The sequence below is a fragment of the Pseudonocardia sp. ICBG1142 genome (assembly GCF_020496255.1).
GTDB lineage: Bacteria > Actinomycetota > Actinomycetes > Mycobacteriales > Pseudonocardiaceae > Pseudonocardia.
Genome location: NZ_JAHLJC010000030.1, coordinates 1,307,736 through 1,332,789 on the forward strand (window position 1 = coordinate 1,307,736; position 25,054 = coordinate 1,332,789).

The 25,054-nt window shown below is 74.9% G+C and carries 23 protein-coding genes; 16 read left to right on the forward strand and 7 right to left on the reverse strand.

The features are described from left to right. Positions 1 to 69 precede the first annotated feature (69 nt). The gene (locus KPL59_RS20505; protein ID WP_226361703.1) at positions 70 to 324 is read left to right on the forward strand and encodes a hypothetical protein; all 255 of its coding nucleotides are present in this window, start codon (positions 70 to 72) and stop codon (positions 322 to 324) included. Between the two features lie 101 nt (positions 325 to 425). After that, the gene (locus tag KPL59_RS20510) at positions 426 to 1,019 is read left to right on the forward strand and encodes a PspC domain-containing protein (protein ID WP_226361704.1); all 594 of its coding nucleotides are present in this window, start codon (positions 426 to 428) and stop codon (positions 1,017 to 1,019) included. A 47-nt stretch (positions 1,020 to 1,066) separates the two neighbouring features. Here KPL59_RS20510 and KPL59_RS20515 read toward each other — a convergent pair whose 3' ends face one another. Continuing rightward, positions 1,067 to 1,684 carry a TIGR03086 family metal-binding protein gene (locus KPL59_RS20515; RefSeq protein ID WP_226358134.1) on the reverse strand — a complete coding sequence of 206 codons (618 nt, stop codon included), beginning with the start codon at positions 1,682 to 1,684 and terminating at the stop codon, positions 1,067 to 1,069. A 63-nt stretch (positions 1,685 to 1,747) separates the two neighbouring features. Between KPL59_RS20515 and KPL59_RS20520 the strand changes: the two genes are divergently transcribed. Next, a complete protein-coding gene (locus KPL59_RS20520) occupies positions 1,748 to 2,713 on the forward strand; it encodes a YafY family protein (RefSeq protein ID WP_226358133.1) in 966 nt (321 codons plus the stop codon). Between the two features lie 141 nt (positions 2,714 to 2,854). On the opposite strand, the gene groL is transcribed toward KPL59_RS20520, so the two are convergent. After that, on the reverse strand, positions 2,855 to 4,483 hold the full coding sequence (groL, locus tag KPL59_RS20525) for a chaperonin GroEL (RefSeq protein ID WP_020622657.1): 1,629 nt from the start codon (positions 4,481 to 4,483) through the stop codon (positions 2,855 to 2,857). Between the two features lie 217 nt (positions 4,484 to 4,700). On the opposite strand from groL, the gene glp reads away from it, so the two are divergent. The 4 genes from glp (at position 4,701) to KPL59_RS20545 (ending at position 10,632) form a co-directional block, all read left to right on the forward strand. Further along, positions 4,701 to 5,942: a gephyrin-like molybdotransferase Glp gene (gene glp, locus KPL59_RS20530; protein ID WP_226361705.1), complete on the forward strand. Its 1,242-nt coding sequence runs from the start codon at positions 4,701 to 4,703 to the stop codon at positions 5,940 to 5,942. Between the two features lie 603 nt (positions 5,943 to 6,545). Beyond that, entirely contained in the window at positions 6,546 to 7,256 is a 711-nt protein-coding gene (locus KPL59_RS20535) for a phosphatidylserine decarboxylase (protein ID WP_060714270.1), read from the forward strand. A gap of 10 nt (positions 7,257 to 7,266) precedes the next feature. Further along, positions 7,267 to 8,274: a CDP-diacylglycerol--serine O-phosphatidyltransferase gene (gene pssA / locus KPL59_RS20540; RefSeq protein ID WP_226361706.1), complete on the forward strand. Its 1,008-nt coding sequence runs from the start codon at positions 7,267 to 7,269 to the stop codon at positions 8,272 to 8,274. Between the two features lie 24 nt (positions 8,275 to 8,298). Further along, positions 8,299 to 10,632: an AAA family ATPase gene (locus KPL59_RS20545; RefSeq protein WP_226361707.1), complete on the forward strand. Its 2,334-nt coding sequence runs from the start codon at positions 8,299 to 8,301 to the stop codon at positions 10,630 to 10,632. Positions 10,633 to 10,851: 219 nt separating this feature from the next. On the opposite strand, the gene KPL59_RS20550 is transcribed toward KPL59_RS20545, so the two are convergent. Both KPL59_RS20550 and KPL59_RS20555 read right to left on the reverse strand, forming a co-directional pair. Next, positions 10,852 to 11,484, reverse strand: a complete 633-nt coding sequence (locus tag KPL59_RS20550) for a LytR C-terminal domain-containing protein (RefSeq protein ID WP_226361708.1) — start codon at positions 11,482 to 11,484, stop codon at positions 10,852 to 10,854. 16 nt (positions 11,485 to 11,500) lie between these two features. Continuing rightward, a complete protein-coding gene (locus tag KPL59_RS20555; protein WP_226358127.1) occupies positions 11,501 to 11,818 on the reverse strand; it encodes a DUF3263 domain-containing protein in 318 nt (105 codons plus the stop codon). Between the two features lie 204 nt (positions 11,819 to 12,022). Here KPL59_RS20555 and KPL59_RS20560 point away from each other — a divergent pair, with 204 nt between their 5' ends. Together KPL59_RS20560 and KPL59_RS20565 are read left to right on the forward strand one after the other, a co-directional pair. Further along, on the forward strand, positions 12,023 to 12,604 hold the full coding sequence (locus KPL59_RS20560) for a peptide deformylase (RefSeq protein WP_075309834.1): 582 nt from the start codon (positions 12,023 to 12,025) through the stop codon (positions 12,602 to 12,604). A gap of 107 nt (positions 12,605 to 12,711) precedes the next feature. Next, entirely contained in the window at positions 12,712 to 12,987 is a 276-nt protein-coding gene (locus tag KPL59_RS20565; RefSeq protein ID WP_226358126.1) for a hypothetical protein, read from the forward strand. Positions 12,988 to 12,993: 6 nt separating this feature from the next. On the opposite strand, the gene KPL59_RS20570 is transcribed toward KPL59_RS20565, so the two are convergent. Together KPL59_RS20570 and KPL59_RS20575 are read right to left on the reverse strand one after the other, a co-directional pair. Continuing rightward, entirely contained in the window at positions 12,994 to 13,638 is a 645-nt protein-coding gene (locus KPL59_RS20570) for a response regulator transcription factor (protein WP_226361709.1), read from the reverse strand. Continuing rightward, positions 13,635 to 14,798, reverse strand: a complete 1,164-nt coding sequence (locus KPL59_RS20575; protein WP_226361710.1) for a sensor histidine kinase — start codon at positions 14,796 to 14,798, stop codon at positions 13,635 to 13,637. The genes KPL59_RS20570 and KPL59_RS20575 overlap by 4 nt, the downstream gene beginning before the upstream one ends. Positions 14,799 to 14,948: 150 nt before the next feature. On the opposite strand from KPL59_RS20575, the gene KPL59_RS20580 reads away from it, so the two are divergent. Further along, complete coding sequence (locus tag KPL59_RS20580; RefSeq protein ID WP_226361711.1) at positions 14,949 to 15,731, forward strand: ABC transporter ATP-binding protein; 783 nt, start codon at positions 14,949 to 14,951, stop codon at positions 15,729 to 15,731. Beyond that, entirely contained in the window at positions 15,728 to 17,839 is a 2,112-nt protein-coding gene (locus KPL59_RS20585; RefSeq protein ID WP_226361712.1) for an FtsX-like permease family protein, read from the forward strand. The genes KPL59_RS20580 and KPL59_RS20585 overlap by 4 nt, the downstream gene beginning before the upstream one ends. A gap of 55 nt (positions 17,840 to 17,894) precedes the next feature. On the opposite strand, the gene KPL59_RS20590 is transcribed toward KPL59_RS20585, so the two are convergent. Continuing rightward, the gene (locus KPL59_RS20590; RefSeq protein ID WP_149664357.1) at positions 17,895 to 18,326 is read right to left on the reverse strand and encodes a nitroreductase family deazaflavin-dependent oxidoreductase; all 432 of its coding nucleotides are present in this window, start codon (positions 18,324 to 18,326) and stop codon (positions 17,895 to 17,897) included. A 199-nt stretch (positions 18,327 to 18,525) separates the two neighbouring features. Here KPL59_RS20590 and thiC point away from each other — a divergent pair, with 199 nt between their 5' ends. The 5 genes from thiC (at position 18,526) to KPL59_RS20615 (ending at position 25,047) form a co-directional block, all read left to right on the forward strand. Further along, positions 18,526 to 20,175 carry a phosphomethylpyrimidine synthase ThiC gene (gene thiC, locus KPL59_RS20595; protein ID WP_226361713.1) on the forward strand — a complete coding sequence of 550 codons (1,650 nt, stop codon included), beginning with the start codon at positions 18,526 to 18,528 and terminating at the stop codon, positions 20,173 to 20,175. Between the two features lie 195 nt (positions 20,176 to 20,370). After that, on the forward strand, positions 20,371 to 21,222 hold the full coding sequence (thiD, locus tag KPL59_RS20600; RefSeq protein WP_226361714.1) for a bifunctional hydroxymethylpyrimidine kinase/phosphomethylpyrimidine kinase: 852 nt from the start codon (positions 20,371 to 20,373) through the stop codon (positions 21,220 to 21,222). Between the two features lie 191 nt (positions 21,223 to 21,413). Beyond that, the gene (locus KPL59_RS20605; protein ID WP_226361715.1) at positions 21,414 to 23,675 is read left to right on the forward strand and encodes a xanthine dehydrogenase family protein molybdopterin-binding subunit; all 2,262 of its coding nucleotides are present in this window, start codon (positions 21,414 to 21,416) and stop codon (positions 23,673 to 23,675) included. Next, positions 23,672 to 24,232: a (2Fe-2S)-binding protein gene (locus KPL59_RS20610; RefSeq protein WP_020625950.1), complete on the forward strand. Its 561-nt coding sequence runs from the start codon at positions 23,672 to 23,674 to the stop codon at positions 24,230 to 24,232. Before KPL59_RS20605 ends, KPL59_RS20610 begins: the two co-directional genes overlap by 4 nt. Next, on the forward strand, positions 24,229 to 25,047 hold the full coding sequence (locus tag KPL59_RS20615) for a xanthine dehydrogenase family protein subunit M (RefSeq protein ID WP_226361716.1): 819 nt from the start codon (positions 24,229 to 24,231) through the stop codon (positions 25,045 to 25,047). The genes KPL59_RS20610 and KPL59_RS20615 overlap by 4 nt, the downstream gene beginning before the upstream one ends. Positions 25,048 to 25,054: the final 7 nt, after the last annotated feature.

Here is a 25,054-nt window from a genome sequence, read left to right on the forward strand (position 1 = left end):
ACGCGCGACCTCCGCGCGTCGCTGATCAGGGGCACACTGAGTCGAGTCCACGACGCCGGAGGAGGGCGCATGCCGACCGCCCTCTGGGTCCTCGTCGGGGTCGCGGCGTGGCTGGTCGTGTCGGTCGTCGTCGCGCTGGTGCTCGGGCGCGTGCTGCGCATGCGGGACCGGCAGGTGCCCGACCCGCCGCCCCGGCCGGGTCCGCCGTCCGCGGTGCCGCCGGTGCGGCGTCGTCCGGTCGAGCCGCCGCCGTGCGGCCGTCCGCAGAGGCCCCGCCCGGCTGAGCGCCGCCGTGACCCCGGGCCGGGCGGTGCCGGGCCCTGAGACAGGCGGTGCCGGGCCCTGAGACGGGGCGGTGCCGGTTCCGGGGTGGTCTCCGGGCTCGTCCCGAGTCCCGGCGGGCGCCCGGGCGACACCGTGGAGCCATGGAGAACAACACGAGCACGACCGGTACCGCGTCGACCGGGACCGACGCCTTCGAGAGCACCGAGCGCGGCACCGGGATCATCGAGAACGGCGCCGAGAACGGCCCCGAGATCACGGGGATCACCGGGGTCGACGAGCAGCCGACCGCCCGGATCGCTGCGGATCCCGACGCCGGGGGTACCGGACGCACCGAGGCCGATCCGGTCACCGACCGGGTGCCGGTGGTCGAGGATAGCGCGACCCCTGCCCCCACTCCCGCCGCCTCCGGCCCGGACGCGGCCGGGCCCGGCCCGTTCGGGGACCTCGGGGCCGGCGCTCCCGGGCCGTCCGCGCACGCCGGCACGCCTGCCGGAGGCCCCTCCGGCGCCGGGCCCCGGCCCGCGACGCCCGGGATCGGCGACCGCGTCGCCGCGTTCCGGCTCCGGCGCAGCAGCACCGACCGGATGCTCGGCGGTGTCTGCGGTGGTCTCGCCGCCGACCTGGGTGTGGATCCCGCGCTGCTGCGCATCGCGGTCCTCGTCCTCACCCTGTTCACCGGCGGCGCGGCGGCGCTGGTGTACCTCGCCGTCTGGCTGATCGCGCCCGCCGCCTGAGCCCGTGCCGGGAGCTCAGTCCCTCTGTCGGCCCGCCCGGCCCGTCGTCACCCGGCTGTCGTCACCCAGCCCGTCGACACCCGGCCCGACCAGTTCGCCAGCCGCTCGGTCGGTCCCGCCTCCGGACGGTGCTCCACGACCGGCCCGAACGGCACCGGACCGCCACGCGGCTCGGCGGGCAGGAACGCGCGGGCGGTGGCGAGCGCCGTCGTCGCCAGGTCCGGGTCGGCCTCCGGGTCCTGCCCGGTCGCGACGGCCAGGTCCCAGCCGTGCACGAGCGTCTCGTTCAGGAACACGGTCAGCGCGGTCCGCGCCGGGACCTCGCCGAACGCCAGCCGTGCGACCCGATCGAGCAGCGCCTCGCCCTCGGGGCCTTCCCAGGCGGCCTTCAGTGCCGCCGCCTCAGCGACGTAGGCGGTCGCCGGGTCGTCGAGCACGTCCTCGCTGACCACCGGATGGGCCAGCGGGTCGGTCCCGGCGGCGATCGACGCCGGTCGGCGCAGCGTCGTGACCAGGTGTGCGAGCAGGGTGCGGACGTCGAAGCCGTCGCAGGGGGTGGGGTCGGCCATCCGGTCCGCGGGGACGGCCCTCGCGAGGTCGGAGACCCAGTCGAGGGCGGCCAGGTAGGCGGGACGGGGGTCGGCGGTGAGCGTCGGGTTCGTCATGGGCGTCAGCGTGCCCGCGATACCTGACATCTCCTGTCATGATTCCGTGGCATTCTCCGTGACGTGCGCGCCGACCGGCTCCTGTCCCTCGTGCTCCTGCTGCGTCACCGCGGCCGGGCGACCGCCGCCGTGCTCGCCCGCGAGCTGGAGGTCTCCGAGCGCACCGTGCTGCGCGACGTCGAGGCCCTGTCCGCCGCGGGCATCCCCGTCTACGCCGAACGCGGCAGGCACGGCGGCTTCGCGCTGCTGCCGGGCTTCACCACCGACCTCACCGGCCTGACCCCGGCGGAGGCGGTCGCGCTGCTCGGCTCCGGCGCGACGTCGACGCCCGGCGCGCTCGGGCTGGGCACGGAGTTCGCCTCGGCCATGCGCAAGATCGTCGCCGCGCTGCCGGACGCGGCCCGGGAGCAGGCCACCGACGCCGCCGGACGGGTGCTCGTCCGGCGCGGTGGCTGGCTGCGCGACACCGACGACGGCGCGACCACCGACGTGCTCACCGCGGTCCAGCGCGCGGTGTTCGGCGGGGTCCGGCTCCGCATCCGCTACCGGGCCGGGACCCGGCCGGGGACGGAGCCCGGGCCCGCTGCCGAGCGGGTCGTCGACCCGGTCGGGCTCGTCCAGGCGGCGGGGCGCTGGTACCTGCTGGCGCTGCGCGACGGGGAGGACCGCACCTACCGGGTGTCGCGGATCGAGGAGGCCGAGCCGCTGACGGAACCCGCACACCGGCCCGAGGGCGTCGACCTGGAGGAGCTGTGGCTGCGCCGTCGCGAGGACTTCCGGGCGCGGCGGCCCGGGCTCCGGGTCCGGCTCGCGCTGCCCGCCGACCGCCGGGAGGCGCTGTCCGCCGTCACCGTCCACGAGGAGTGGACCCGGGACGGGACGACCGAGGTGGTCGCCGCGTTCGGGGACCTCGCCCACGCCGGACGGGCACTGTGGCCGCTCCTGCCGGACGTGCGGGTGCTGGACCCGCCGGAGCTGCTGACGGCGTTGCGGGAGCGGGCCCGCGCGGCCGTCGCCGCCCTGGTGTGACCGCGACCCCCGACCGCGACCCCCGACCGCGACCCCCGACCGCGACCCCCGACGGCGCCCCCCGGACGCGCCGCGGGGCGGCACCGGCGAACCGGTACCGCCCCGCGGGGTGGTGCTGTGTGCCTGGTGAGGCAGGACCGATCAGAAGTCCATGCCGCCCATGCCACCGGTCGGGTCGGCGGGGGCGCCGCCGCCCTTCTCCGGCTTGTCGGCGATGACCGCCTCGGTGGTGAGGAACAGGGCCGCGATGGAGGCCGCGTTCTGCAGCGCCGAGCGGGTCACCTTGGCGGGGTCGATGATCCCGGCCTTGATGAGGTCCTTGTACTCGCCGGTGGCGGCGTCGAGGCCCTCACCGGTGGGCAGGTTGCGGACCTTCTCCGCGACGACGCCGCCCTCGAGGCCGGCGTTGACCGCGATCTGCTTGAGCGGGGCCTCCAGCGCGACCTTGACGATGTTCGCGCCGGTGGCCTCGTCACCGTCCAGGCCGAGGCCCTCGAACAGGCCAGCACCGGCCTGGATGAGCGCCACGCCGCCGCCGGCGACGATGCCCTCCTCGACGGCCGCCTTCGCGTTGCGGACGGCGTCCTCGATGCGGTGCTTGCGCTCCTTGAGCTCGACCTCGGTCGCCGCGCCGGCCTTGATGACGGCGACGCCGCCGGCCAGCTTGGCGAGGCGCTCCTGGAGCTTCTCGCGGTCGTAGTCGGAGTCGGTGCGGTCGATCTCGGCGCGGATCTGGTTGACCCGGCCGGCGATCTGGTCGGCGTCACCGGCGCCGTCGACGATGGTGGTCTCGTCCTTGGTCACGACGACCTTGCGGGCGGTGCCCAGCAGGGACAGGTCGGCGGTGTCGAGCTTGAGGCCGACCTTCTCCGAGATGACCTCGCCACCGGTCAGGATGGCCATGTCGGCGAGCATCGCCTCGCGGCGGTCACCGAAGCCCGGGGCCTTGACGGCGACGGACTTGAAGGTGCCACGGATCTTGTTGACGACCAGGGTGGCCAGGGCCTCGCCCTCGACGTCCTCGGCGATGATGGCCAGCGGCTTGCCCGACTGCATGACCTTCTCCAGCAGCGGGAGCAGGTCCTTGACGGTCGAGATCTTGGAGGAGACGAGGAGGACGTACGGGTCCTCGAGCTCGACCTCCATGCGCTCGGCGTCGGTCACGAAGTAGGGCGAGATGTAGCCCTTGTCGAAGCGCATGCCCTCGGTGAGCTCGAGCTCGAGCCCGAAGGTCTGCGACTCCTCGACCGTGATGACGCCTTCCTTGCCGACCTTGTCCATCGCCTCGGCGATGAGCTCGCCGATCTGCGGGTCGGCGGCCGAGATGGAGGCCGTGGCAGCGATCTGCTCCTTGGTCTCGATCTCCTTGGCCGACTTCAGCAGCGCCTGGGAGACGGCCTCGGTGGCCTTCTCGATCCCGCGCTTGAGCGACATCGGGTTCGCGCCGGCGGCCACGTTGCGCAGGCCCTCACGGACCAGCGCCTGGGCCAGCACGGTGGCGGTGGTGGTGCCGTCACCGGCGATGTCGTCGGTCTTCTTGGCGACCTCCTTCACCAGCTCGGCGCCGATCTTCTCCCAGGAGTCCTCGAGCTCGATCTCCTTGGCGATCGACACACCATCGTTGGTGATGGTCGGCGCGCCCCACTTCTTCTCGAGCACGACGTTGCGGCCCTTCGGGCCCAGCGTCACCTTGACGGCGTCGGCGAGGGTGTTCATGCCCCGCTCGAGGCCGCGACGGGCCTCCTCGTCGAACGCGATCTGCTTCGCCATGGGGGTGTTGCCCTCCGATAGAGGTGAGTCGAGTGATCGGATGCGGTGCCCGCGACGGACGCCCGGCAACCCTGCGCCGGACTCACCGACCCGACCTTGGCACTCCACGGACACGAGTGCCAGTGGATGCTGAGCCCGTTTCTAGCACTCGCCCGTGGAGAGTGCAAGCGGGCCCGCCCGGCTGCGGGCCTCGCGCGGGGGCGGGCAGGATGGGGTCATGAGCACCTGGTCGCAGGCCGGTCCGCGCACCGTCTCCGAGCATGCCGCGGCGGTCGCGGCCCTGCTCCCGCCGACCGGGACCGAGCAGGTCGCGCTGGCCGATGCGAGCGGCCGGGTGCTGGCCGAGGACCTGACGGCGGGCGTCGCGCTGCCGCCCTTCGACAACTCCGCGATGGACGGCTACGCGGTGCGCGCCGCCGAGCTGGCCGGCGCCTCCCCCGGGGCGCCGCTGGAGTTCGCGGTGTCGACCGACATCCCGGCCGGGCGCACCGACGTCCCCGCGCTGGCGCCGGGCACGGTCGCCCGGATCATGACGGGTGCCCCGGTGCCCGCGGGTGCCGACGCGATCGTGCCGGTGGAGCGGACCGACGCCGGCGTCGAGCGGGTGCGGATTACCGAGGCCCCCGAGGTGGGCGCGTTCGTGCGCCGGGCGGGGGAGGACGCGGCGGCAGGCGCCGTCGTGCTGCGGGCCGGGACCGTGCTGGCCGCCCCCCAGATCGGGCTCGCCGCCGCCGTCGGCCGGGCGGAGCTGCCGGTGCGCCGCCGCCCGCACGTGCTGGTCCTGTCCACCGGCTCGGAGCTCGTCGCCCCGGGTGGCACGCTGGAGCCGGGGCAGATCTACGAGTCCAACGGCACGATGCTCGCCGTCGCGGTCCGGGAGGCCGGGGCGACCGCCGAGCAGCTGTCCTTCGTCCCCGACGACGTCGAGCGGTTCCGGGCGGTGCTCGCGGAGCGGGTCGGCGAGGGCGTGGACCTGGTCCTCACCTCCGGCGGGGTGAGCGCGGGCGCCTACGAGGTCGTCAAGGACGCCATGACCGGCCACGGCGTGGAGTTCGGCAAGGTCGCGATGCAGCCCGGCGGCCCACAGGGCTGCGGACTGCTCGAGCTGGGCGGGGTCGAGGTCGCCACGGTCACCCTGCCCGGGAACCCGGTGAGCTCGCAGGTGTCGTTCGAGGTGTTCGTCCGGCCCGCGCTCCGGGCGGCGGTCGGCCATCCCGCGCCGGCGCGGCCGGTGGTGACGGCGCGGCTGTCCGGGGCGCTGTCCTCGCCCGCCGGGCGCCGCCAGTTCCGGCGCGGCCTGCTCGACGCCGCCGCCGGGACCGTGTCGGAGGTGGGATCCACCGGGTCGCACCTGATCGCGGCGCTCGCCAGGGCCGACTGCCTGATCGACCTGCCCGCCGACACGACCGCCGTCGCCGACGGCGAGCAGGTCGCGGTCTGGCTGCTCGACGCCCCGTGACCCGACGTCGGTGGTCGTCCGCGTGCCGCGCCGAGCGGTGACCTGCGGAGCCGAGCGGCCCGGAATGGCGTCCGGGTGTCGCGAGCAGGACTGCGCTGTGCAATCGGGCCACCACTCGCGCGGATGCGCGGCTGCGCCGAAAGTGTGAGCTGTTTCATGGGCAGCCGGGGCAACGATCTCACCGCGCGCGACGTCGTGGAGGGTGTCCGTTCGGCCGAAAGAGGTAGATCACGGCGGACATCCGTCGTGATCTGGACTGCCGGTCGTCGGAGAGGAATACTTTCCGCTGTGGAGGGGTAGACCCTTTACAGCACAAGACCCACCGCCCGTCGCTGGGGAGCGGACGAGCGGTTCCACGGCCGGGGTCGTCGTCTCGGGGGACGACGGCCCCGGCCCTTTTTGTGCCGTCGACCGGGCCCGCGGGATCGCGCACCGCATGCGGACGGCGTCGGGCACGAACGGCCGATCCTGCCACCGGTCGCACCCCGGCACGGGGACCCCCGGATCCTCGGCGTGTCCCGGTCGTCCCGCCGGACGGCCGTCCGTGGCGCCCGCGTAGCGTTGGTGATCCCCTACCGGAGCATCAGGAGCCGACGACCCACCATGGCCGAAGGAACCGGGACCTCCCCGACCCACATCGCCCGGCTGGTCCGGGACGCGATCCCCCCGATGCACCCGGGTGGCCGTCCGATCGTCGCCGGTGTGGCGCTCGCCGCGGCGGGAGTGCGCGCGCTCACCGGCCGCGGCACCCTGCCGGGTCTGCTCGCCACCGCGGCCACCGCGCTGTTCTTCCGCGACCCCGTCCGCACCCCGCCGCTGCGCACCGACGCCGTGCTGGCCCCCGCCGACGGCACGGTCGCCACCGTGACCGAGACGGTCCCGCCCGCCGAGCTCGACCTGCCGCGCGTCCCGCACACCCGGGTCTCGATCTTCCTGACCGTGCTGGACGTGCACGTCCAGTGGGTGCCGGTGCACGGCCGCGTCGCGCGGGTCCAGTACTCGCCCGGCACGTTCCTGTCGGCGGACCTGGACAAGGCCAGCGAGGACAACGAGCGCAACGCGATCACCGTGGTCCGCGCCGACGGGGTCGGGGTCGGGGTCGTGCAGATCGCCGGCCTGCTGGCCCGCCGGATCGTCTGCGCCCTGCGCGACGGCGACGAGGTCGCCGCGGGCGAGCGGTTCGGTCTCATCCGGTTCGGGTCGCGGGTGGACACCTACCTCCCGCCCGGGACGACCGCGCTGGTCCGCCCCGGCCAGCGGACCGTGGGCGGGGAGACCGTGCTCGGCCTGGTGGCCGAGGCGGCGGAGCGCTGAGGTCGTGGGGATGTCCCGCCCCGCCGGCGGATACCCGGCCGGCGTGCGGCTGCTGCCCAACGCGGTCACCGTCCTCAACCTCTGCGCGGGCCTGACCGCGGTCTACTTCGCGCTCCAGTCGCGCTTCGACTTCGCGATCGTCGCCATCCTCGTGGCCGCGCTCTGCGACGCCCTCGACGGTGGCCTGGCCCGGCTGCTCGACGCGTCCAGCCGGATCGGCGCCGAGCTCGACTCGCTGGCCGACCTGGTGTCCTTCGGCGTCGCCCCCGCTCTGGTCATCTACATCTGGGCGTTCGAGGGGACCCGGGCCGGCTGGATCGTGGCCCTGGTGTTCGCGGTGTGCATGGCGCTGCGCCTGGCCCGCTTCAACACCCTGATCGACGACGACAGCGCCCCGCCGTTCGCCCGCGAGTTCTTCGTCGGCGTCCCGGCCCCCGCGGCCGCGCTGACCGCGGGCATCCCGCTCTACCTCTGGCTGCACTTCGGCCAGGGCTGGTGGTCGGAGCGGGCGCTGGTGGCGGTGTGGGCGCTGGTCACGGCCGGGCTCATGGTCAGCCGCATCCCGACGCTGTCGCTCAAGACGGTCCGGGTCTCGCCCCGCGCCACCCGCTGGCTGCTGGTCGGCGTGGCCGCGGTCGTCGCGATCCTGATCACGATCCCGTTCCTCGGCATCGCCGTCGCCGGGGTCGCCTATCTGCTGCTCCTGCCCTGGACGGCCTACCGCTACCGCTGGCTCTCGCGCCACCCCGAGGCGTGGGACGTGCCGACCCGCCAGCGCCGCGCCGTCGCCCGCGCGGCCCGGTCCGCCCGTCGGCTCGGTCTGCGACCGCCGCTGCGCCGCCGGGTCGCCGGCCGGGCCGGGGCGGTGGCCCGGGGTGTCCGGCGCCGGCTCGACCCGGAGGGCGAGGCCCGCCGCGACGGCCTGCGCGACACCCGCGCCGTCCGCGACCCGCGCGGTCCGGGCGTCGCCGCCGCGCCCCGCGGTTCCGGCCGCCGCCTCGGCCTGCGCCGTCGCTGACCCCGACCCTCCGGAGGACCGCCCGTGCTGGAGCTCGTCGCCCGACTGGCCCCCGCGGCCGCCGACGCCCGCCGTGGTGTCGTCCGGCTGCACCCCGAGGTGCTCGCCGCGCTCGGCCTGCGCTCCTGGGACGCGGTGACCCTCACCGGGGCCCGGGTCACTGCGGCGCTCGCCGTCGCCGGTGCGCCGGGCGACCCGCACGGGCAGGCCCGGCTCGACGACGTCACCCTCTCCAACGCCGGGCTGACCGACGGTGCGACCGTCGTCGTCGCGCCGGCGCCGGTCACCGCGGCCCGGGAGGTGCGCCTGGTCGGGTCCGCGCTGACCACCGCGACGGTCACCCCGGCGACGCTGCGCCTCGCCCTGATGGGGAAGGTCCTGGTACGCGGTGACGCCGTGTCCCTGCTCCCGCAGGACATCGCCCCGGCGGCCGGGTCCGACGTCCGCTCGGTGCGTCGTGCGCTGGCCGCGGCCGTCGGCGGGACGTGGACCTCGGAGCTGCTGACCGTCGCCGTCGCCGATCCGGCCGGGCCGGTCGTGGTGACGCCGTCGACGGTCGTGGGCTGGCAGGGCGGTCGGGACACCGGGGACACGGGGGATTCCGGGGACACCGGCGGCACCGCCCCCGCTGCGCTCGGGGGCCCCGGCCCTGGCGGGCCCGTCAGGTCCCCTGCGTCCCTGGCCACCGCCACAGCCTCGGCCGCGGCCGCGGGAGCCGCTCCAGGGGCCGTGGAGGGGCCCGGTGGGCCCACCGGATCCACCGAGCCCGTGTTGCCGCTGGAGGACCTCGCCGCGAACGAGGCCGTCGCGCGCCGGCTGCTGGACTGGTTCGAGCTCATGTTCCGCCGCCCGGAGCTGCTGACCCGGCTCGGCGGCGCCGCCCGGCTCGGCGTGCTCGTCTCCGGGCCGGAGGGCGCGGGCAAGGCGACCCTGGTGCGCAGCGCGGCCGCGGCGGCGGGCGCGCGCTGCGTGGAGCTCGTCGCCCCGGCCGTCGCCGCCGTCGAACCCGCCGCCGCGGCCGAGCGGGTCCGGGCGGCGATCGCGCAGGCCCGTGGTGGCGGGGCAGGTACCGGCGGCCCCGCGGTGCTGCTGGTGCACGACGCGCACGCCCTGCTCCCCGCCACCGACCCACCGCCGCTGGCCACCCTGGTGCTCGACGAGCTGCGCGTGGCGACCGCGCCGGGCGGGCCGGCACTCGTCGTCACCAGCGCCGAGCCGGAGGCGCTGGACCCGCGGCTGCGGGCGCCGGACCTGGTCGACCGCGAGCTGTCGGTCGGCCTCCCCGATGCCGCGACCCGCCGAGCCCTGCTGGAGCGGCTGCTGGCCGACGTGCCCCGGGCCGACGACGTCGACCTGGGCGCGGTCGCCGCCCGGACGCCCGGCTTCGTCGTCGCCGATCTGGCGGCGGTCCGCCGGGAGGCCGCGGTGAGCGCGGCACTGCGCGGCACGGGCACCGAGCCCACCGAGCAGGTCCGCCAGTCCGACCTGCTCGACGCCGTCGGCTCGGTCCGGCCGATCTCGCTGTCCGGCGGCGGCACGCTGGGCAGCGGCGGCCTCACCCTCGACGACGTCGGTGACATGGCCGAGGTCAAGGCTGCCCTCACCGAGGCGGTCCTGTGGCCGCTGCGCCACCCGGACTCGTTCGCCCGGCTCGGGGTCGACGCCCCGCGCGGGGTGCTGCTCTACGGTCCGCCGGGCGGCGGCAAGACGTTCCTGCTGCGTGCGCTCGCCGGCTCCGGTGACCTCAACGTGTTCGCGGTGAAGGGCGCCGAGCTGCTCGACAAGTACGTTGGCGAGTCCGAGCGGGCGGTCCGCGAGCTGTTCCGCCGCGCGGCCAAGGCCGCTCCGGCACTGATCTTCCTCGACGAGGTCGACGCGCTCGCCCCGCGCCGCGGGGGCTCCACCGACGCCGGGGTGGCCGACCGCGTCGTCGCCGCGCTGCTGACCGAGCTGGACGGGGCCACACCGCTGCGCGAGGTCGTCGTGGTCGGGGCGACCAACCGGCCCGAGCTGATCGACCCGGCGATGCTGCGCCCGGGCCGGCTGGAGCGGCTGGTGTTCGTCCCGCCGCCGGACGCCGACGCGCGGGCGGACATCCTGCGCGCGGCGGGCCGCGACGTGCCGCTGGCCGACGACGTCGACCTCGACGCGCTCGCCTCCGAACTGGACGGTTACTCGGCGGCGGACTGCGCGGCGCTGCTGCGTGAGGCGGCACTGACCGCGATGCGGGAGTCCCTCGACGCGGGCGAGGTGACCGCAGCGCACCTGGCGACGGCTCGCCGCACCGTGCGGGCGTCGCTGGACCCGGCGCAGGTCGCCGAGCTGGAGGCCTACGCCCGCCGTCGCAGCGACGGCTGAGTCGCCGCGGCCCGGCGCGTCGCGGCACCCGTGGAACGGCGCGGCACCCCTGGAACGGCGCGGCACCCCTGGAACGGCGCAGCACCCCTGGAACGGCGCAGCGTCCTTGGAACGGCGCTGCGCCCCGGATCGACGCAGCACCCTTGGAACAGCACAGCGGGCCCCGGAACAGCACAGCGGCCCCGGACGGATCGTCCGGGGCCGCTGTGGTCGGTCGGGTCAGGCGGCGGAGAAGTCCCGCGTCACGATGACGATGACGCCGGGCGTCGCGTCCTGGATGCCGTCGAAGCGGGGCTCGGAACGGATGCCGAACTTCTTCGCGATCTCCTCGGCCGCGGCCTTCTCGGCGGTGCCCTGCCGGTAGTAGACGGTCGTGGTCGGGATGACGCCCTGGGAGTAGTTCTGCACCTGGGACACGGTCCAACCGTTGGTACGGAACTCCCCGGCCGCCTTCTCGGCGAGACCGCGGATGGTCGAGTTGTTGTAGATCCGCACGACCGGACGGGCCGCGACCGCGGACCCCTCTCCGGCGGCGGAGCCGGAGCCGCCCTGGCCCGCGGAGCCGGGGCCGGAGCCCGCGGCGGGCGGCGGCGCGGCGACGGCCGGGCCGGCGCCCTCGTACCCGGGGGAGCCCGGCGTGCCGGGCGCTCCGGGGGTGAACGGTGAGGTCTCCCCGGGCGTGCCCGGGGCGGGCTCGGCCGACGCCGACGGGGGCGCGGCCTGGTTGCCGCCGTCCTCACCGCCGCCGGTGAGGCCGATCAGGCCGACGACAGCGGCGACCACACCGACGCCGACCAGCGCGATACCGGCGATCTTCAGCGGTGACTGCCCACCGGACGCGGGTGCGGTCATCGTGACCTCCTGGCTGTCAGGGCTCGAGGCCGAGGCGACGGGCGGCGCGGGTGCGCTGCCTGCTGGAGCGCAGCCGGCGCAGGCGCTTGACCAGCAGTGGGTCCACCGCCAGCGCCTCGGGCTTGTCGACCAGGGCGTTCAGCACCTGGTAGTAGCGGGTGGCCGACATGTCGAACAGCTCGCGGATCGCCTGCTCCTTGGCACCCGCGTACTTCCACCACTGGGCCGCGAACGCGAGGATCTCGCGTTCGCGGCGGTCGAGCTCGCGGGAGGACACGGCAGCGGTGCGCCGGTGCGCTCCGCGGCGTTCCGGCAGGGACCCGGCGGACTCCATCACGCTCCTCGAGCGGACGACGATCTCGTACTGCGGCGGCCCCGCCCGGGCACCGCGACGACGAACGACACGTCTGTCATTCGCGGTGCGGATTCAACCACAGGGGACCGACGGTCCCCGGCCGCGACGCGCCTGGAGAGCGGGTCGGTCCACAACGAAACCGCCCGGCCGGGTCACCTCCGGCGGCGACCGTAGGCTGCTCCGGTGACGGTTCTGCGCATCCGCATGGTCGGCGACCCCGTGCTCCACACCCCCACCCGCCCCGTCGTCACGGTCGACGACTCGGTCCGGACGCTGGTCGAGGACATGTTCGAGACGATGGCGGCCGCGAACGGCGTCGGCCTCGCGGCCAACCAGGTGGGCGTGGACCTGCGGCTGTTCGTCTTCGACTGCCCCGACGAGGAGACCCGCACCATGCGCCGCGGGCTCGTCGTCAACCCGGTGCTGGAGACCTCGGAGATCCCGGAGATCATGCCGGACCCGGACGACGACCAGGAGGGCTGCCTGTCGGTGCCCGGCGAGAACTTCGCGACCGGCCGGGCGGAGTGGGCCCGGGTGACCGGCACCGATCTCGACGGCGAGCCCGTGTCGTACGAGGGGCGCGGCTTCTTCGCCCGCTGCATGCAGCACGAGACCGACCACCTCGACGGTCGCCTGTACCTGGACCGGCTGATGGGCCGCCACCAGCGCGCGGCGAAGAAGATGCTCAAGCGCAACGGCTGGGGCTCGCCGTCGGACTCCTGGGACCCGTCGGCCGTCGAGGCGGAGGACGTCCCCCGGGGATGACCCCGGGGTCGACCCCGGGAGTCATACCCCGGTACTAGGGGTCGACCTGGGAGAACCGGCCCCACGACCGATGTGGCGGGGTGCTCCCCGGGGGCATCGTGGACGCCATGGTGCTCACGATCCTCGCAGTCCTCCCCGTCCTCGCCGTGCTGCTCGTCATGGCCGCGCAGCCGCTGTTCGAGCTGTGGGACGCCCGCGCGTCCGAGCGCGGCGCCGCCCAGCTCGGTGCGCAGGTCCCGCTGCCCGACGACGCCGTGCCCGCGCCGCTGTCGGCCGCGCCCACCGCGTACCCGGAGGCGCTCGGCGACGTCGTCGCCCCGCTGCGGATCCCGGCGCAGCGCCGCCCGCTCACCCCGGTCGGCCGGAACGCCGCCCGGGTCTGAACGGCGCTACTCGACCAGCCGGTTCTCCCAGGCCCACGCCGCGATCTCCACCCGGTTGCGGGCGTCGAGCTTGGACCCGATGTTGGCGATGTGGGTCTTCACCGTCGACAGCGACACGAACAGGTCCCCGGCGATCTCGGAATTCGTCCGGCCGCGGGCGACCGCCTTCACGACCTCCAGCTCGCGCGGTGAGAGCGTGGCGTGGACGTCGGCGCGGGCCGGCTCCGGCTCGGTCAGCCGCTCCAGCAGCCGCACGGTGACCGACGGCGACACCAGCGCGTCGCCCGCCGCGGCGGCGCGGACCGACTCGACGAGCAGCCGCGGGCCCGCCGTCTTCAGCAGGAACCCGCAGGCGCCCGAGCGCAGCGCACCGTAGACGTACTCGTCCAGGTCGAACGTCGTGACCACCACGATCCGCGGCGGGTCCGGGTCCGCGGTCAGCGCGCGGGTCGCGGCGATCCCGTCCATCCCCGGCATCCGGACGTCCATGAGCACGACGTCCGGGCGCAGCTCGCGGGCCATGGCGACGGCGTCGGTGCCGGTGGCGGCCTCCCCGACGACCTCGATGCCGTCCTCGGCGGACAGGATCAGCCCGAACCCGGTGCGCACCATCTCCTGGTCGTCGGCGAGCAGGACCCGGATCGCGTTCACCGGCCGTCCCCGGCTGGCACCTCGGCGACGACGATCCACCGGCCGGGGCCGTCCGCCCCGGCGTGCAGCGACCCGCCGAGGGCCTCCACCCGTTCCCGCATCCCCGCCAGCCCGTACCCGCCCGGGTCGCGCAGCGGGTTCTCCGTCCCGGTCCCGTCGTTGTGCACCACGGTCACCAGCCTGCCCGCCTGCAGATGGAGGCCGACCGACACCCTGCTCGCGCCGGGCGCGTGCCGGTGCACGTTGGTCAGTGCCTCGCGCACCACCCGGAACGCGGTCGCCGCGACGGCCGGGCCGAGCCGGGCCGTCCGCACCTCGGGTGCGATCTCCAGCCGGGCCCGGCCGCCGTCGGGGTCGAAGCGGGCGACGACGTCCTCGATGTCGTCGAGGCCGTGTCCGGGGGTGCGCACGGCCCCGTCCCCGGTGTCGTCCCCGGCGCCCGAGCGCAGTACGCCGACCATGCGGCGCATGCCGTCGAGGGCCTCGGCACCGGCCCGCTCGATCGCCTCCAGGGCCCGGCCGGCCTCCTCCGGGCGGCTGCCCGCGACCACCACGCCGGCCTGCGCCGCCACCACGATCGCGGTGACGTGGTGCGCGACGGTGTCGTGCAGCTCGCGGGCCAGCTCGAGACGCTCGTCGTTGCGGGCCTGGGCGAGCCGGGCCGAGCGGCGCTGCCACAGCTCGCGCGCCGCGGTCGCGACGACCATCGTGCCGGCCCAGCCGACCACGGTCAGGCTGGCGAAGACCTCGCGGTCGATGCCCGGCACGCGCAGCAGCGGCATGCTCACGATGACGCACAGCGACACCGCCGCCGTCGCGATCACCGCCCGGACCGGTGCGGTCCGCACCGTCGACACCGTGACCACGGCCAGTGCGAACAGCTCGGTCAGCGACAGGAACGGGACCCCGCCGGTCAGCAGGCCCGCGACCGAGCCGCACGCGGACAGCCCGAACGCGATCGCCGCGACGTGCAGCGGGCGGGTGCCCGTCCGGTACCGGAGGAGCACGGTGCCCGCCACGAGCAGGCCGTACACCGCGCCGCTCGGCGCTCGGACGTCCCAGCTCAGGCTCAGCAGAGCGTCGCACAGCGCCCAGAACAGGTAGGCGAGCAGCTCGAGCCCGACCAGGACGTTCCGGCCGCGGCGTGTTCCGGCGATCATGGGGATCACGGTAGGGCGCACCGCGACCCGTCGCCCTCGGTCGGAAGTACGACGACCCGTCGGTGAACTCCGTACCACGGGCTGATGCCCCGGCGCCCTCCCGACGGCACCGTGAGCGCCATGATTCATGGTTCGAGGAATCCGGCCGACGTGCCCGAGCGGATCGCCGCCGCGACGGTGAACCTGGTCCGCACCTACGGGAGCGGCCGGGCCGCGGTCCGCGCACTGGACGGGGTCACGCTGTGGCTGCCCGCGGGCCGGTTCACCGCGGTGATGGGGCCGAGCGGGTCGGGCAAGTCCACGCTGCTGCACTGCCTGGCCGGTCTGGACCGGCCGACGTCGGGACAGGTGCTGCTGGGCGAGACCGACCTGGGGGCCCTGAACGAGTCCGCGCTGACCCGCGTCCGGCGCGACCGGATGGGTTTCGTCTTCCAGGACGGCAACCTGCTGCCACACCTCACCGCGGGCGAGAACATCGACCTCGCGGCCTCGCTGGCCGGGCGCCGGCCGAACCACGCGTGGCGGGCCGAGCTCGTCGAGCGGCTGGGCATCGGTGACCGGCTCACCCACCTGCCGTCGGAGCTGTCCGGCGGGCAGCGCCAGCGCGTCGCGGTGGCCAGGGCGCTGCTGGGCCGCCCGGAGATCGTCGTCGCCGACGAGCCGACCGGCGCACTCGACCCCCGTTCCGGGCGTGAGCTGCTGGGTCTGCTGCGGGCCTGCGTGGACGACTACGGCCAGACCGTCGTCATGGTCACCCACGACCCGCTGGCGGCCGCGGCGTCGGACCAGGTGCTGCTGCTGCGCGACGGCCGTGCCGCGGGCCGGCTGGACCGGCCCACCCCGGACCGGGTGCTGTCCGCGATGGGCGCGCTCACCGGCACCGGCGCCCCCGCGATCGCCGACGCCACGATCACCGGCCCGGTGGCCCGGTGAACCCGGCGACCCGCGCGGCCGTCGCCGGGGCCCGGCGCAGCCCGCGTCAGCTGCTGCTGACCGGGCTCGCCGTGCTGGTGGCGACGGTGTTCGCCGCCGCGGCGGTGCTGCTGACGGCGAGCCTGCGCGCCGACCTCCTGGGGGACACGTCGTCGGTGCCCGCGGGCGCGACGTTCGCCCTGGAGACCGACGCCTCGTCGGGGGCGGCCACGACGGAGCTGGAGGGCCGGCTGCGCGCGCTGTCGGGGGTGACCGCGGTGTCGACCTCCCGGTCGGGTGCGGTCGCCGTCGTCGCGGGCGGCGCGAGCGGCACCTGGTTGCTGAGCACCGACCCGATGACCGGGCCGCTGCAGGGGCTGGAGCCGCTGACGGCCGGTCGGCTGCCCGCCGGCCCGGGGGAGGCGTTGGTCGGGGCGAGCACCGCGGAGCGCACCGGGCTCGCCCCCGGCGCCACGGTCGGCCTCGGCGACCGCACGCTGACGGTGACCGGGGTGGTGCCGGTCCGTTCCGAGGGCATCGACGCGCTCGTCGTCCGCGACGACGACCCGGCCGCCGCCGGGCTGTCCGCCTACCGCATCGCGGTCGCCGGGAAGCCGGACCCGACCGCGCTCGCCGCCGTCCCGGGCGTCACCGGGGTCCGAACCGCCGACGAGCAGCGCGCCGAGGACCTGGCGTCGGCCTCGGCGTCGGCGGACGCGCTGCTGGCCGGACTGTCGGTGTTCGTCGGGCTGGCGCTGGTCGCCGCGGCCGTGGTGGTCGCCTCGACGTTCCGGATCGTGCTGGCCCGCCGCACCCGTGAGCTGGCGCTGCTGCGCTGCGTCGGTGCGAGCCGCGGGCAGGTGGCGCGGTCGGTGCTGGCCGAGGCGGCGCTCACCGGACTGGTCGCGGGGGTCGCCGGGGCGGCCGTCGCCGTCGCGGGCGGGTGGGCCGCTCTGGCGGCGGCGGGCGCGGCCGGGATGAACGCCCCGGCGCTCGTGGTGCCGTGGGGACGGATCGCGGGATGCGTGCTGCTCGCCGTCCTCGTGACGGTGCTGGCGGCGCTGGCCCCGGCGCTCGCCGCCGGCCGGACCCCGCCGGTGGTGGCGCTCGGCGCGGCGGACGCGAGCGGTGCACGCGCGCCGCGGGCCCGGGTGCGGCTGTCGCTCGCCGCGGTCTCGCTCGTCCTGGCGGTGCTGCTAGCCGTCGCCGGCGCCGCCATGGGGAGCCCGCTGGGCGGGCTGGTGCTGGCTGCGCTGTCCGGGATGCTGGTGTTCGCGGCGCTCGTGGCGACCGGGCCGTTCGTGGTGTCCGGGGCCGCGGCGCTGGTGGCGCCGGTCGTCGCGCGGTGGGCGCCGGGGCGGATCGCGGTGGGCAACGCGCGACGGATGTCGCGGCGTACCGCGGCGATGACGACGGTGCTGTCGCTGGGCGTGGGGCTGACCGCAGCGATGCTCGTCGCCGTGGCAGGCGCCTCGGCGGACGTCACGGCGTCCCTCGAACGGGACTACCCGGCCGACATCGTCGTGTACGCCGACGCCGGCGAGGCCGCGTCGCTCGCGGCCCGGCTCGACGCCGTGCCCGAGCTGACCGCCCGGGAGGCCGACGGCCTCGTGCTCGTCGACCCGGCGCCGGGGGCCGACCCGGTGGCCGTGCGGACCGCGGTGGTGCGGGCCGCGGGCGACGCACCGGTCACGTTCACCGCGGAGCTGCGCGAACAGGCCGAGACCGCGGTCGGCGCCGTCCGCGGGGTCGGACTGGGCCTGGTCGGGGTGACGCTGCTGGTGGCGGTCGTCGGGATCGGGGTGACCCTGGCGCTGTCGGTCAGCGAGCGGACCCGGGAGATCGCGCTGCTGCGCACGCTCGGGCTGTCGCGGGCCGCGTCACGGCGCGCGGTCGCGATCGAGGCGGCGCTCGCCGGCGCGGTCGCGGCGGTGCTCGGTGTCGTGCTGGGAGGTGTCTACGGCCTGCTGGCGCTGACGGCATCCGGCCTCGGATCGCTCACGGTGCCGCCGCTGGGCCAGCTCGCCGGGCTGGCGGTCGCGGTGGTCGCGGTCGCGGTGCTCGCGTCGGTGGGGCCGTTGCGCCGCGCCGGGCGGATCGAGCCCGCGCACGGCGTCGTCGCCGCGTGAAGGCGCACCCGCGCGCCCGGACCGGGGGGTCGGGCGCGCGGGGTGCCCCGGTGGGTCAGCTCGCGGGCTCCAGCACGAACACCGGGATGACCCGGGAGGTCTTCTCCTGGTACTCGGCGTAGGGCGGGTAGGCCTCGACGGAGCGGTCCCACCACTCCTGGCGCTCGTCGCCGGAGACCTCGCGGGCGACGAACGTGCCGGTCCGGGTGCCGTCCTGCACCTGGACCTGCGGGTTCGCGACCACGTTGTGGTACCAGGCCGGGTGCTCCGGGGTGCCGCCCTTGGACGCGATCATCGCGTAGGAACCGTCGTGCTCGACGCGCATCACCGGCACGTAGCGCTTCTTGCCGGACTTCGCGCCGGTCGTCGTGACCAGGATGATCGGGCGGTCCATGACGGTGACGCCCTCGGTGGTGCCGTTCTCGAGGATCTTCTCGGTCTGCTCGCGGACCCAGTCGGTCGGGGAGAGCTCAGCATTCTGCGTCATACCGGTGGAGAACCCGATACCACCGGTGATCATTCCTCGCAGCCGGGTGAGGGGCTGGTGTCCGTCGCCGGACGGTGCCTACGGTGCGGGTGCACGACCAACTGAACACGCGGGAGCTCCGTCGCGCGGGGCTGAGAGGGCGACTCGCCGGTCGCCGACCGCAGAACCGGCCGGGTAATGCCGGCCAGGGAGGACCGTCATGACAACGGCACCAGTGCGTCCGCAGCAGGTCACCACCGGCCCGATCCAGGGCTCGGCCAAGGCCTGGATCGACGGCCCGGACGGCATCACCGTCCCGGTCCGGCGGATCGCCCTCTCCACCGGTGAGCACCACGACGTCTACGACACCTCCGGCCCCTACACCGACGCCCACGCCGTGATCGACCTGCACGCCGGGCTGCCCCGGCTGCGGGAGCCGTGGGTGTCCTCGCGGGAGCCGGGGACCCAGATGTCCTGGGCGCGGGCCGGGATCGTCACCCCCGAGATGGCCTACATCGCCGTCCGCGAGCGGTGCGACGCGGAGCTCGTCCGCGCCGAGGTCGCCCGCGGTCGGGCCGTGATCCCGGCCAACCGCAACCACCCCGAGTGCGAGCCGATGATCATCGGCAAGCGGTTCCTCACCAAGGTCAACGCCAACATCGGCAACTCCGCGGTGAGCTCCTCGATCGCCGAGGAGGTCGAGAAGATGGTGTGGGCGACCCGGTGGGGCGCCGACACCGTGATGGACCTGTCCACCGGCCGCGACATCCACGAGACCCGCGAGTGGATCCTGCGCAACTCCCCGGTCCCGATCGGCACCGTCCCGATCTACCAGGCCCTGGAGAAGTGCAACGGTGACCCGGCCGCGCTGAGCTGGGAGATCTACCGCGACACCGTGATCGAGCAGTGCGAGCAGGGCGTGGACTACATGACCGTGCACGCCGGGGTGCTGCTGCGGCACGTCCCGCTCACCGCGAAGCGGGTCACCGGGATCGTCTCCCGCGGCGGCTCGATCATGGCCGCGTGGTGCCTGGCGCACCACAGCGAGTCGTTCCTGTACACCCACTTCGCCGAGCTGTGCGAGATCCTGCGCCGCTACGACGTCACGTTCTCCCTCGGTGACGGCCTGCGCCCCGGCTCGATCGCCGACGCCAACGACACCGCGCAGCTCGCCGAGCTCGCCACCCTCGGCGAGCTGACCCGGATCGCCCGCGCCCACGACGTGCAGGTCATGATCGAGGGCCCCGGCCACGTCCCGATGGACAAGATCGTCGAGAACGTGCGGCTGGAGGAGGAGTGGTGCGACGAGGCGCCGTTCTACACCCTCGGCCCGCTGGCCACCGACATCGCGCCCGGCTACGACCACATCACCTCCGCGATCGGCGCCGCCCGCATCGCCGAGGCCGGCACCGCGATGCTCTGCTACGTCACGCCGAAGGAGCACCTGGGCCTGCCGAACCGCGACGACGTCAAGGTCGGGGTGATCAGCTACAAGATCGCCGCGCACGCCGCGGACCTGGCCAAGGGGCACCCGCACGCCCAGGCCCGCGACGACGCGTTGTCGGCGGCCCGGTTCGAGTTCCGCTGGCGTGACCAGTTCGCGCTCTCGCTCGACCCGGACACCGCGACCGCCTACCACGACGAGACCCTGCCGGCCGAGCCCGCGAAGACCGCGCACTTCTGCTCGATGTGCGGGCCGAGGTTCTGCTCGATGAAGATCACCCAGGACGTCCGGGACTACGCCGAGGCGCATGGGCTGACCAGCGTCGAGGCGATCGAGGCCGGGATGGCGGAGAAGTCCGGGGAGTTCCGTGACGAGGGCGGTCGGGTGTACCTGCCGATCTCCGCATCGGACCCCGCCTCGGGCTGAGGCCCCGGGCCGGGGGTGTGCACCGCCGGGGCCGCGGGACCCACCCGCGGCCCCGGCACCGTCTACCGTCGTCGGCGACACGCACGACGCGGGAGCTCGCGGAGCAGGCGGGCTGAGAGGGCGGCCGGGTCCCACCGGGACCGGCGTCGCCGACCGCGGACCGGCCGGGTAATGCCGGCCAGGGAGGACACGTCCATGGAACCCACCGTCGGCACCACACCCCCGCGGGTCATGACGATCGCCGGCACCGACTCCGGCGGTGGCGCGGGCATCGCCGCGGACCTCCGTGCGTTCGCCGCCTGCGGGGTGCACGGGTGCCTCGCCGTCTGCGCGGTGACCGTGCAGAACTCGGTCGGGGTCACCGGCGTGCACACCGTCCCGGTCGACACGATCGCCGGGCAGATCGCCACGGTCGCCTCCGACATCGGGCTGCAGGCCGCCAAGACCGGGATGCTCGCGAACGCCGAGATCATCGGGACCGTCGCGCGGGCCTGCGACGAGAGCGGCATCGGCGCCGGCCTGGCCACGCCACTGGTCGTCGACCCGGTCGCGGCCTCGATGCACGGGGACCCGCTGCTCGCCGCCGAGGCCCTCGACGCCTACCGGCACACGTTGTTCCCGCGGGCCACGCTGGTCACCCCGAACCTCGACGAGATCCGGCTGCTCGTCGAGCACGACGTCCACGACCGGGACGGCCAGTACGCGGCGGCGAAGGCGCTGCACGCGCTCGGGCCGCGCGCGGTCCTGGTCAAGGGCGGTCACCTCACCGAGGACACCGACGGCTGCCTGGACCTCCTCTACGACGGCGACACGGCCGTCGAGCTGCCCGGCCCGTGCTTCGACACCGGCCACACCCACGGCGGCGGGGACTCACTCGCCGCCGCGATCGCGTCCGGGCTCGCCCGCGGGATGGAGCTGGAGGCGGCGGTCCGGTTCGGGAAGCGCTACATCGTCGAGGCGGTCCGCCACGCCTACCCGCTGGGCGCCGGGCACGGGCCGGTCTCGCCGCTGTGGGCCGTGCGGCCGTGGTGGGACGACGGCGACTGACCCTCGCCATCGTCGCGCCCGCGAGATGCATGCGAACTCAACAACTCCGAGGTCGGGAACGACCGGCCCGTCACACGCCGCAGATGCGGCGCAGTGCTCGCGCGTCGCTCCGCGAAGGGTGCCCTGACCTGGGGATCAGTGACTGTGGTCTGCATCGCACTCGTCCGTGGAGATGTATACGCTTCCGCGCGATGAGCATCTTGGGCACCCGCGTCGTCCGCACCGAGGATCCGGTCTTCCTCACGCGCGGCGCGACCTACACCGACGACCTGACCGAGGAGCGGCTGACCGGGGCGTTGCACCTGACGCTCGTCCGCTCCCCGCTGGCCCACGCGACGATCACCTCGATCGACACCTCGGCGGCGCTCGCGGCGCCGGGCGTCGTCGCCGTCGTCACCGGCGCCGACCTGGACATCGCCCCGGCGCTGCTGTTCCCGGGCGCGAACAAGGCCATGACCCGTCCGTTCCTCGCGACCGACCGCGTGCGGTTCGTCGGCGAGCCGGTCGCCGCGGTCCTCACCGAGGAGTACTACCAGGGTGAGGACGCGGCCGAGCTGGTCGACGTCGAGTACGAGCCGCTCGACGTGGTGATCGACCCGCTGGAGGCCGTCCGCGACGAGACGCTGCTGTTCCCCGAGGCCGGGACCAACACCGCGGCCGCCTACGGGTTCGACGAGGAGCCGGACGCGTCGTTCTTCGACGGCTGCGAGGTCGTCGTCACCCGGGAGCTGGTGAACCAGCGCCTGGCCGCGGCCCCGCTGGAGACGCGCGCCGCGAGCGCCTTCTGGGAGGGCGACCACCTCACCGTCTACATGTCCAACCAGAACGCCCAGGGCGGCCGCGACGAGATCGCCGGCTGGCTGGGCCTGGACAAGGACAAGGTGCGGGTCGTCCTGCCCGACGTCGGCGGCGGCTTCGGCGCGAAGATCGGGTCGGACCCGGAGTTCGCCCTCGTCGCGTGGCTCGCGCGGCAGCAGGGTCGCCCGGTCCGCTGGAACGAGTCCCGCTCGGAGAACATGACCGGCATGGTGCAGGGCCGCGCCCAGCGCCAGACCGTCACCATCGGCGGCACCCGCGAGGGCCGGGTCACCCACTACCGGATCGACGTCGTGCAGGACCTGGGCGCCTACCCGCGCCTGGGCACCTTCCTGCCGATGTTCACCCGCATGATGGCCCCCGGCACCTACGACATCGCGAACGTCGACTCCCGCGCGCGCACCGTCGTCACCAACACGACCTCGATCGCCGCCTACCGCGGCGCCGGGCGTCCGGAGGCGACCGCCGCGATCGAGCGCGCGATGGACCTGTTCGCCGCCGAGATCGGCAAGGACCCGGCCGAGGTCCGCAAGCTCAACGTCGTCGCCCCGGACCGGTTCCCGTTCCAGACCAAGGGCGGCGTCGAGTACGACTCCGGCGAGTACGCCAAGGCCATCGACCTGGCCCTGGAGAACGCCGGCTACGACCGGCTGCGCGCCGAGCAGAAGGCCCGCCGCGAGCGCGGCGACGCCCGCCAGCTCGGTATCGGCGTCTCCTCCTACGTCGAGATCACCGGCGGCGGCGCCTTCGCCGAGGACGCCTCGGTGGAGGTGCACCCGGACGGCTCGGTGACCGTGCTGACCGGCACCTCCCCGCACGGGCAGGGCCACGCCACGGCGTGGGCGATGCTCGCCTCCGACCAGCTCGGCATCCCGATCGAGAAGATCACCGTCAAGCACGGCGACACCGACCTCGTCCCGCGCGGCGGCGGCACCATGGGGTCCCGGTCGCTGCAGACCGGCGGCGTCGCGGTGCACCAGGCCTCGGTCGAGCTGATCGACCTGGCCAAGCAGCGCGCCGCCGACCTGCTCGAGGCGGGCGTCGACGACCTGGAGCTCGACCCGGCGAACGCCGCGATCACCGTCAAGGGCGTCCCCGGCGCGAAGTCGGTGACCCTCGCCGAGCTGGCGGCGGCCGAGCCGCTCAAGGTCGACACCACCTGGGACGGCAAGAAGCCGACCTTCCCGTTCGGTTCGCACGTCTGCGTCGTCGAGGTCGACACCGAGTCCGGCAAGGTGACGGTCGAGAAGATCGTCGCCGTCGACGACGCGGGCCCGATCCTCAACCCGCTGCTCTGCGACGGGCAGCGGCACGGCGGGATCGCCCAGGGCATCGCGCAGGCGCTGCTGGAGGAGGTCGTCTACGACGAGGAGGGCCAGCCGCTGACCGGCACCTTCGCCGACTACGGCATCCCGTCGGCGGCCGAGCTCCCCAGCTTCGACCTGGTCGAGATGACGACCCCGACCCCGGTCAACCCGATGGGCTACAAGGGCATCGGCGAGGCCGGGACGATCGGCTCCACCCCCGCGACCCAGAGCGCGGTCATCGACGCCCTGTCCCACCTCGGCGTCACGCACATCGACATGCCCCTGACCCCGATGCGGGTCTGGGAAGCCATCCAGGAGGCCTCCAAGTGAAGGTCGAGATCACCGTCAACGGTGAGCCCACCAGCGCCGACGTGGAGCCCCGCCAGCTGCTCGCGCACTACCTGCGGGAGACCGTCGGGCTGAAGGCCACCAACATCGGCTGCGACACCACGTCCTGCGGCGCGTGCACCGTGCTGCTCGACGGCGACGCGGTCAAGTCGTGCACCGTGCTGTCGGTGCAGGCCGACCAGCAGTCGGTCACCACCATGGAGGGGCTCGACGGTGCGTCCGAGGGCCGCCCCGAGCACCCGGTCACCGCGGCGTTCCGGTCCGAGCACGGGCTGCAGTGCGGCTTCTGCACCCCGGGCATGGTCATGTCCGCGGTGTCGCTGATCAGCCACGACGACGACCTGGACGAGCGGAAGGTCCGCGAGGGCCTGGAGGGCAACCTCTGCCGCTGCACCGGCTACCACAACATCGTGCGCGCGGTGCTCGTCGCCGCGGGCAAGGACCCGGACGCCGCGCAGAAGGCCGAGGCCGAGTCCGACGCGCTGCGCACCGCGCCCGGCTTCTCCCGTGGCGAGTCCGCCGAGGAGGCCCGCGCATGATCCCCCTCGCCTTCGACTACGCCCGCCCGGACACCCTCGACGACGCCATCGCGCTGCTCGCCGAGAAGGGCGAGGACGCCAGCGTCCTGGCCGGCGGGCACTCGCTGATCCCGGTCATGAAGGTGCGCCTCGGCGCGCCGGAGTTCCTGATCGACATCGGCCGGCTGCCGGAGCTGAGCTACATCCGCGTCGAGGGCGACGAGCTCGCCGTCGGTGCGGCGACCAAGCACCGCGACGTCGTCGACTCGGCCGAGGTCGCGGCGGAGGTCCCGCTGCTCGGGGCCGTCGCCCGTACCGTCGGCGACCCGCAGATCCGGGCCCGGGGCACGCTGGGCGGCACCGTCGCCCACGCCGACCCGGCCGCGGACCTGCCCGCCGCGCTGCTCGCGCTGGACGCCATCGTCGTCCTGCAGGGGCCGCGCGGGAAGCGGACCGTGCCGATCGGCGAGTTCTACACCGGCGTGTTCACCACCGTGCGGGAGCCCGACGAGCTGATCGTCGAGATCCGCATCCCGCGCTGCGGTGACCAGGGCTGGGCGTACGAGAAGTTCACCCGGCGCAGCAACGACTGGGCGATCGTCGCCGTCGCGGTGTCCGGTGACCGGATCGGCCTGGTCAACATGGGGTCGACCGCGCTGCGGGCGTCCGCGACCGAGCAGGCGCTCGCCGACGGGCGCTCGGTCGCCGAGGCGGCCGCGCTGGCCGCCGAGGGCACCGAGCCGCCGGCCGACACCCACGGGTCGGTCGCGTACCGCACCCACCTGGTGCAGGTGCTGACCCGGCGCGCGCTCGAGACGGCGCGCGGCCAGGGCTGAGCCACCC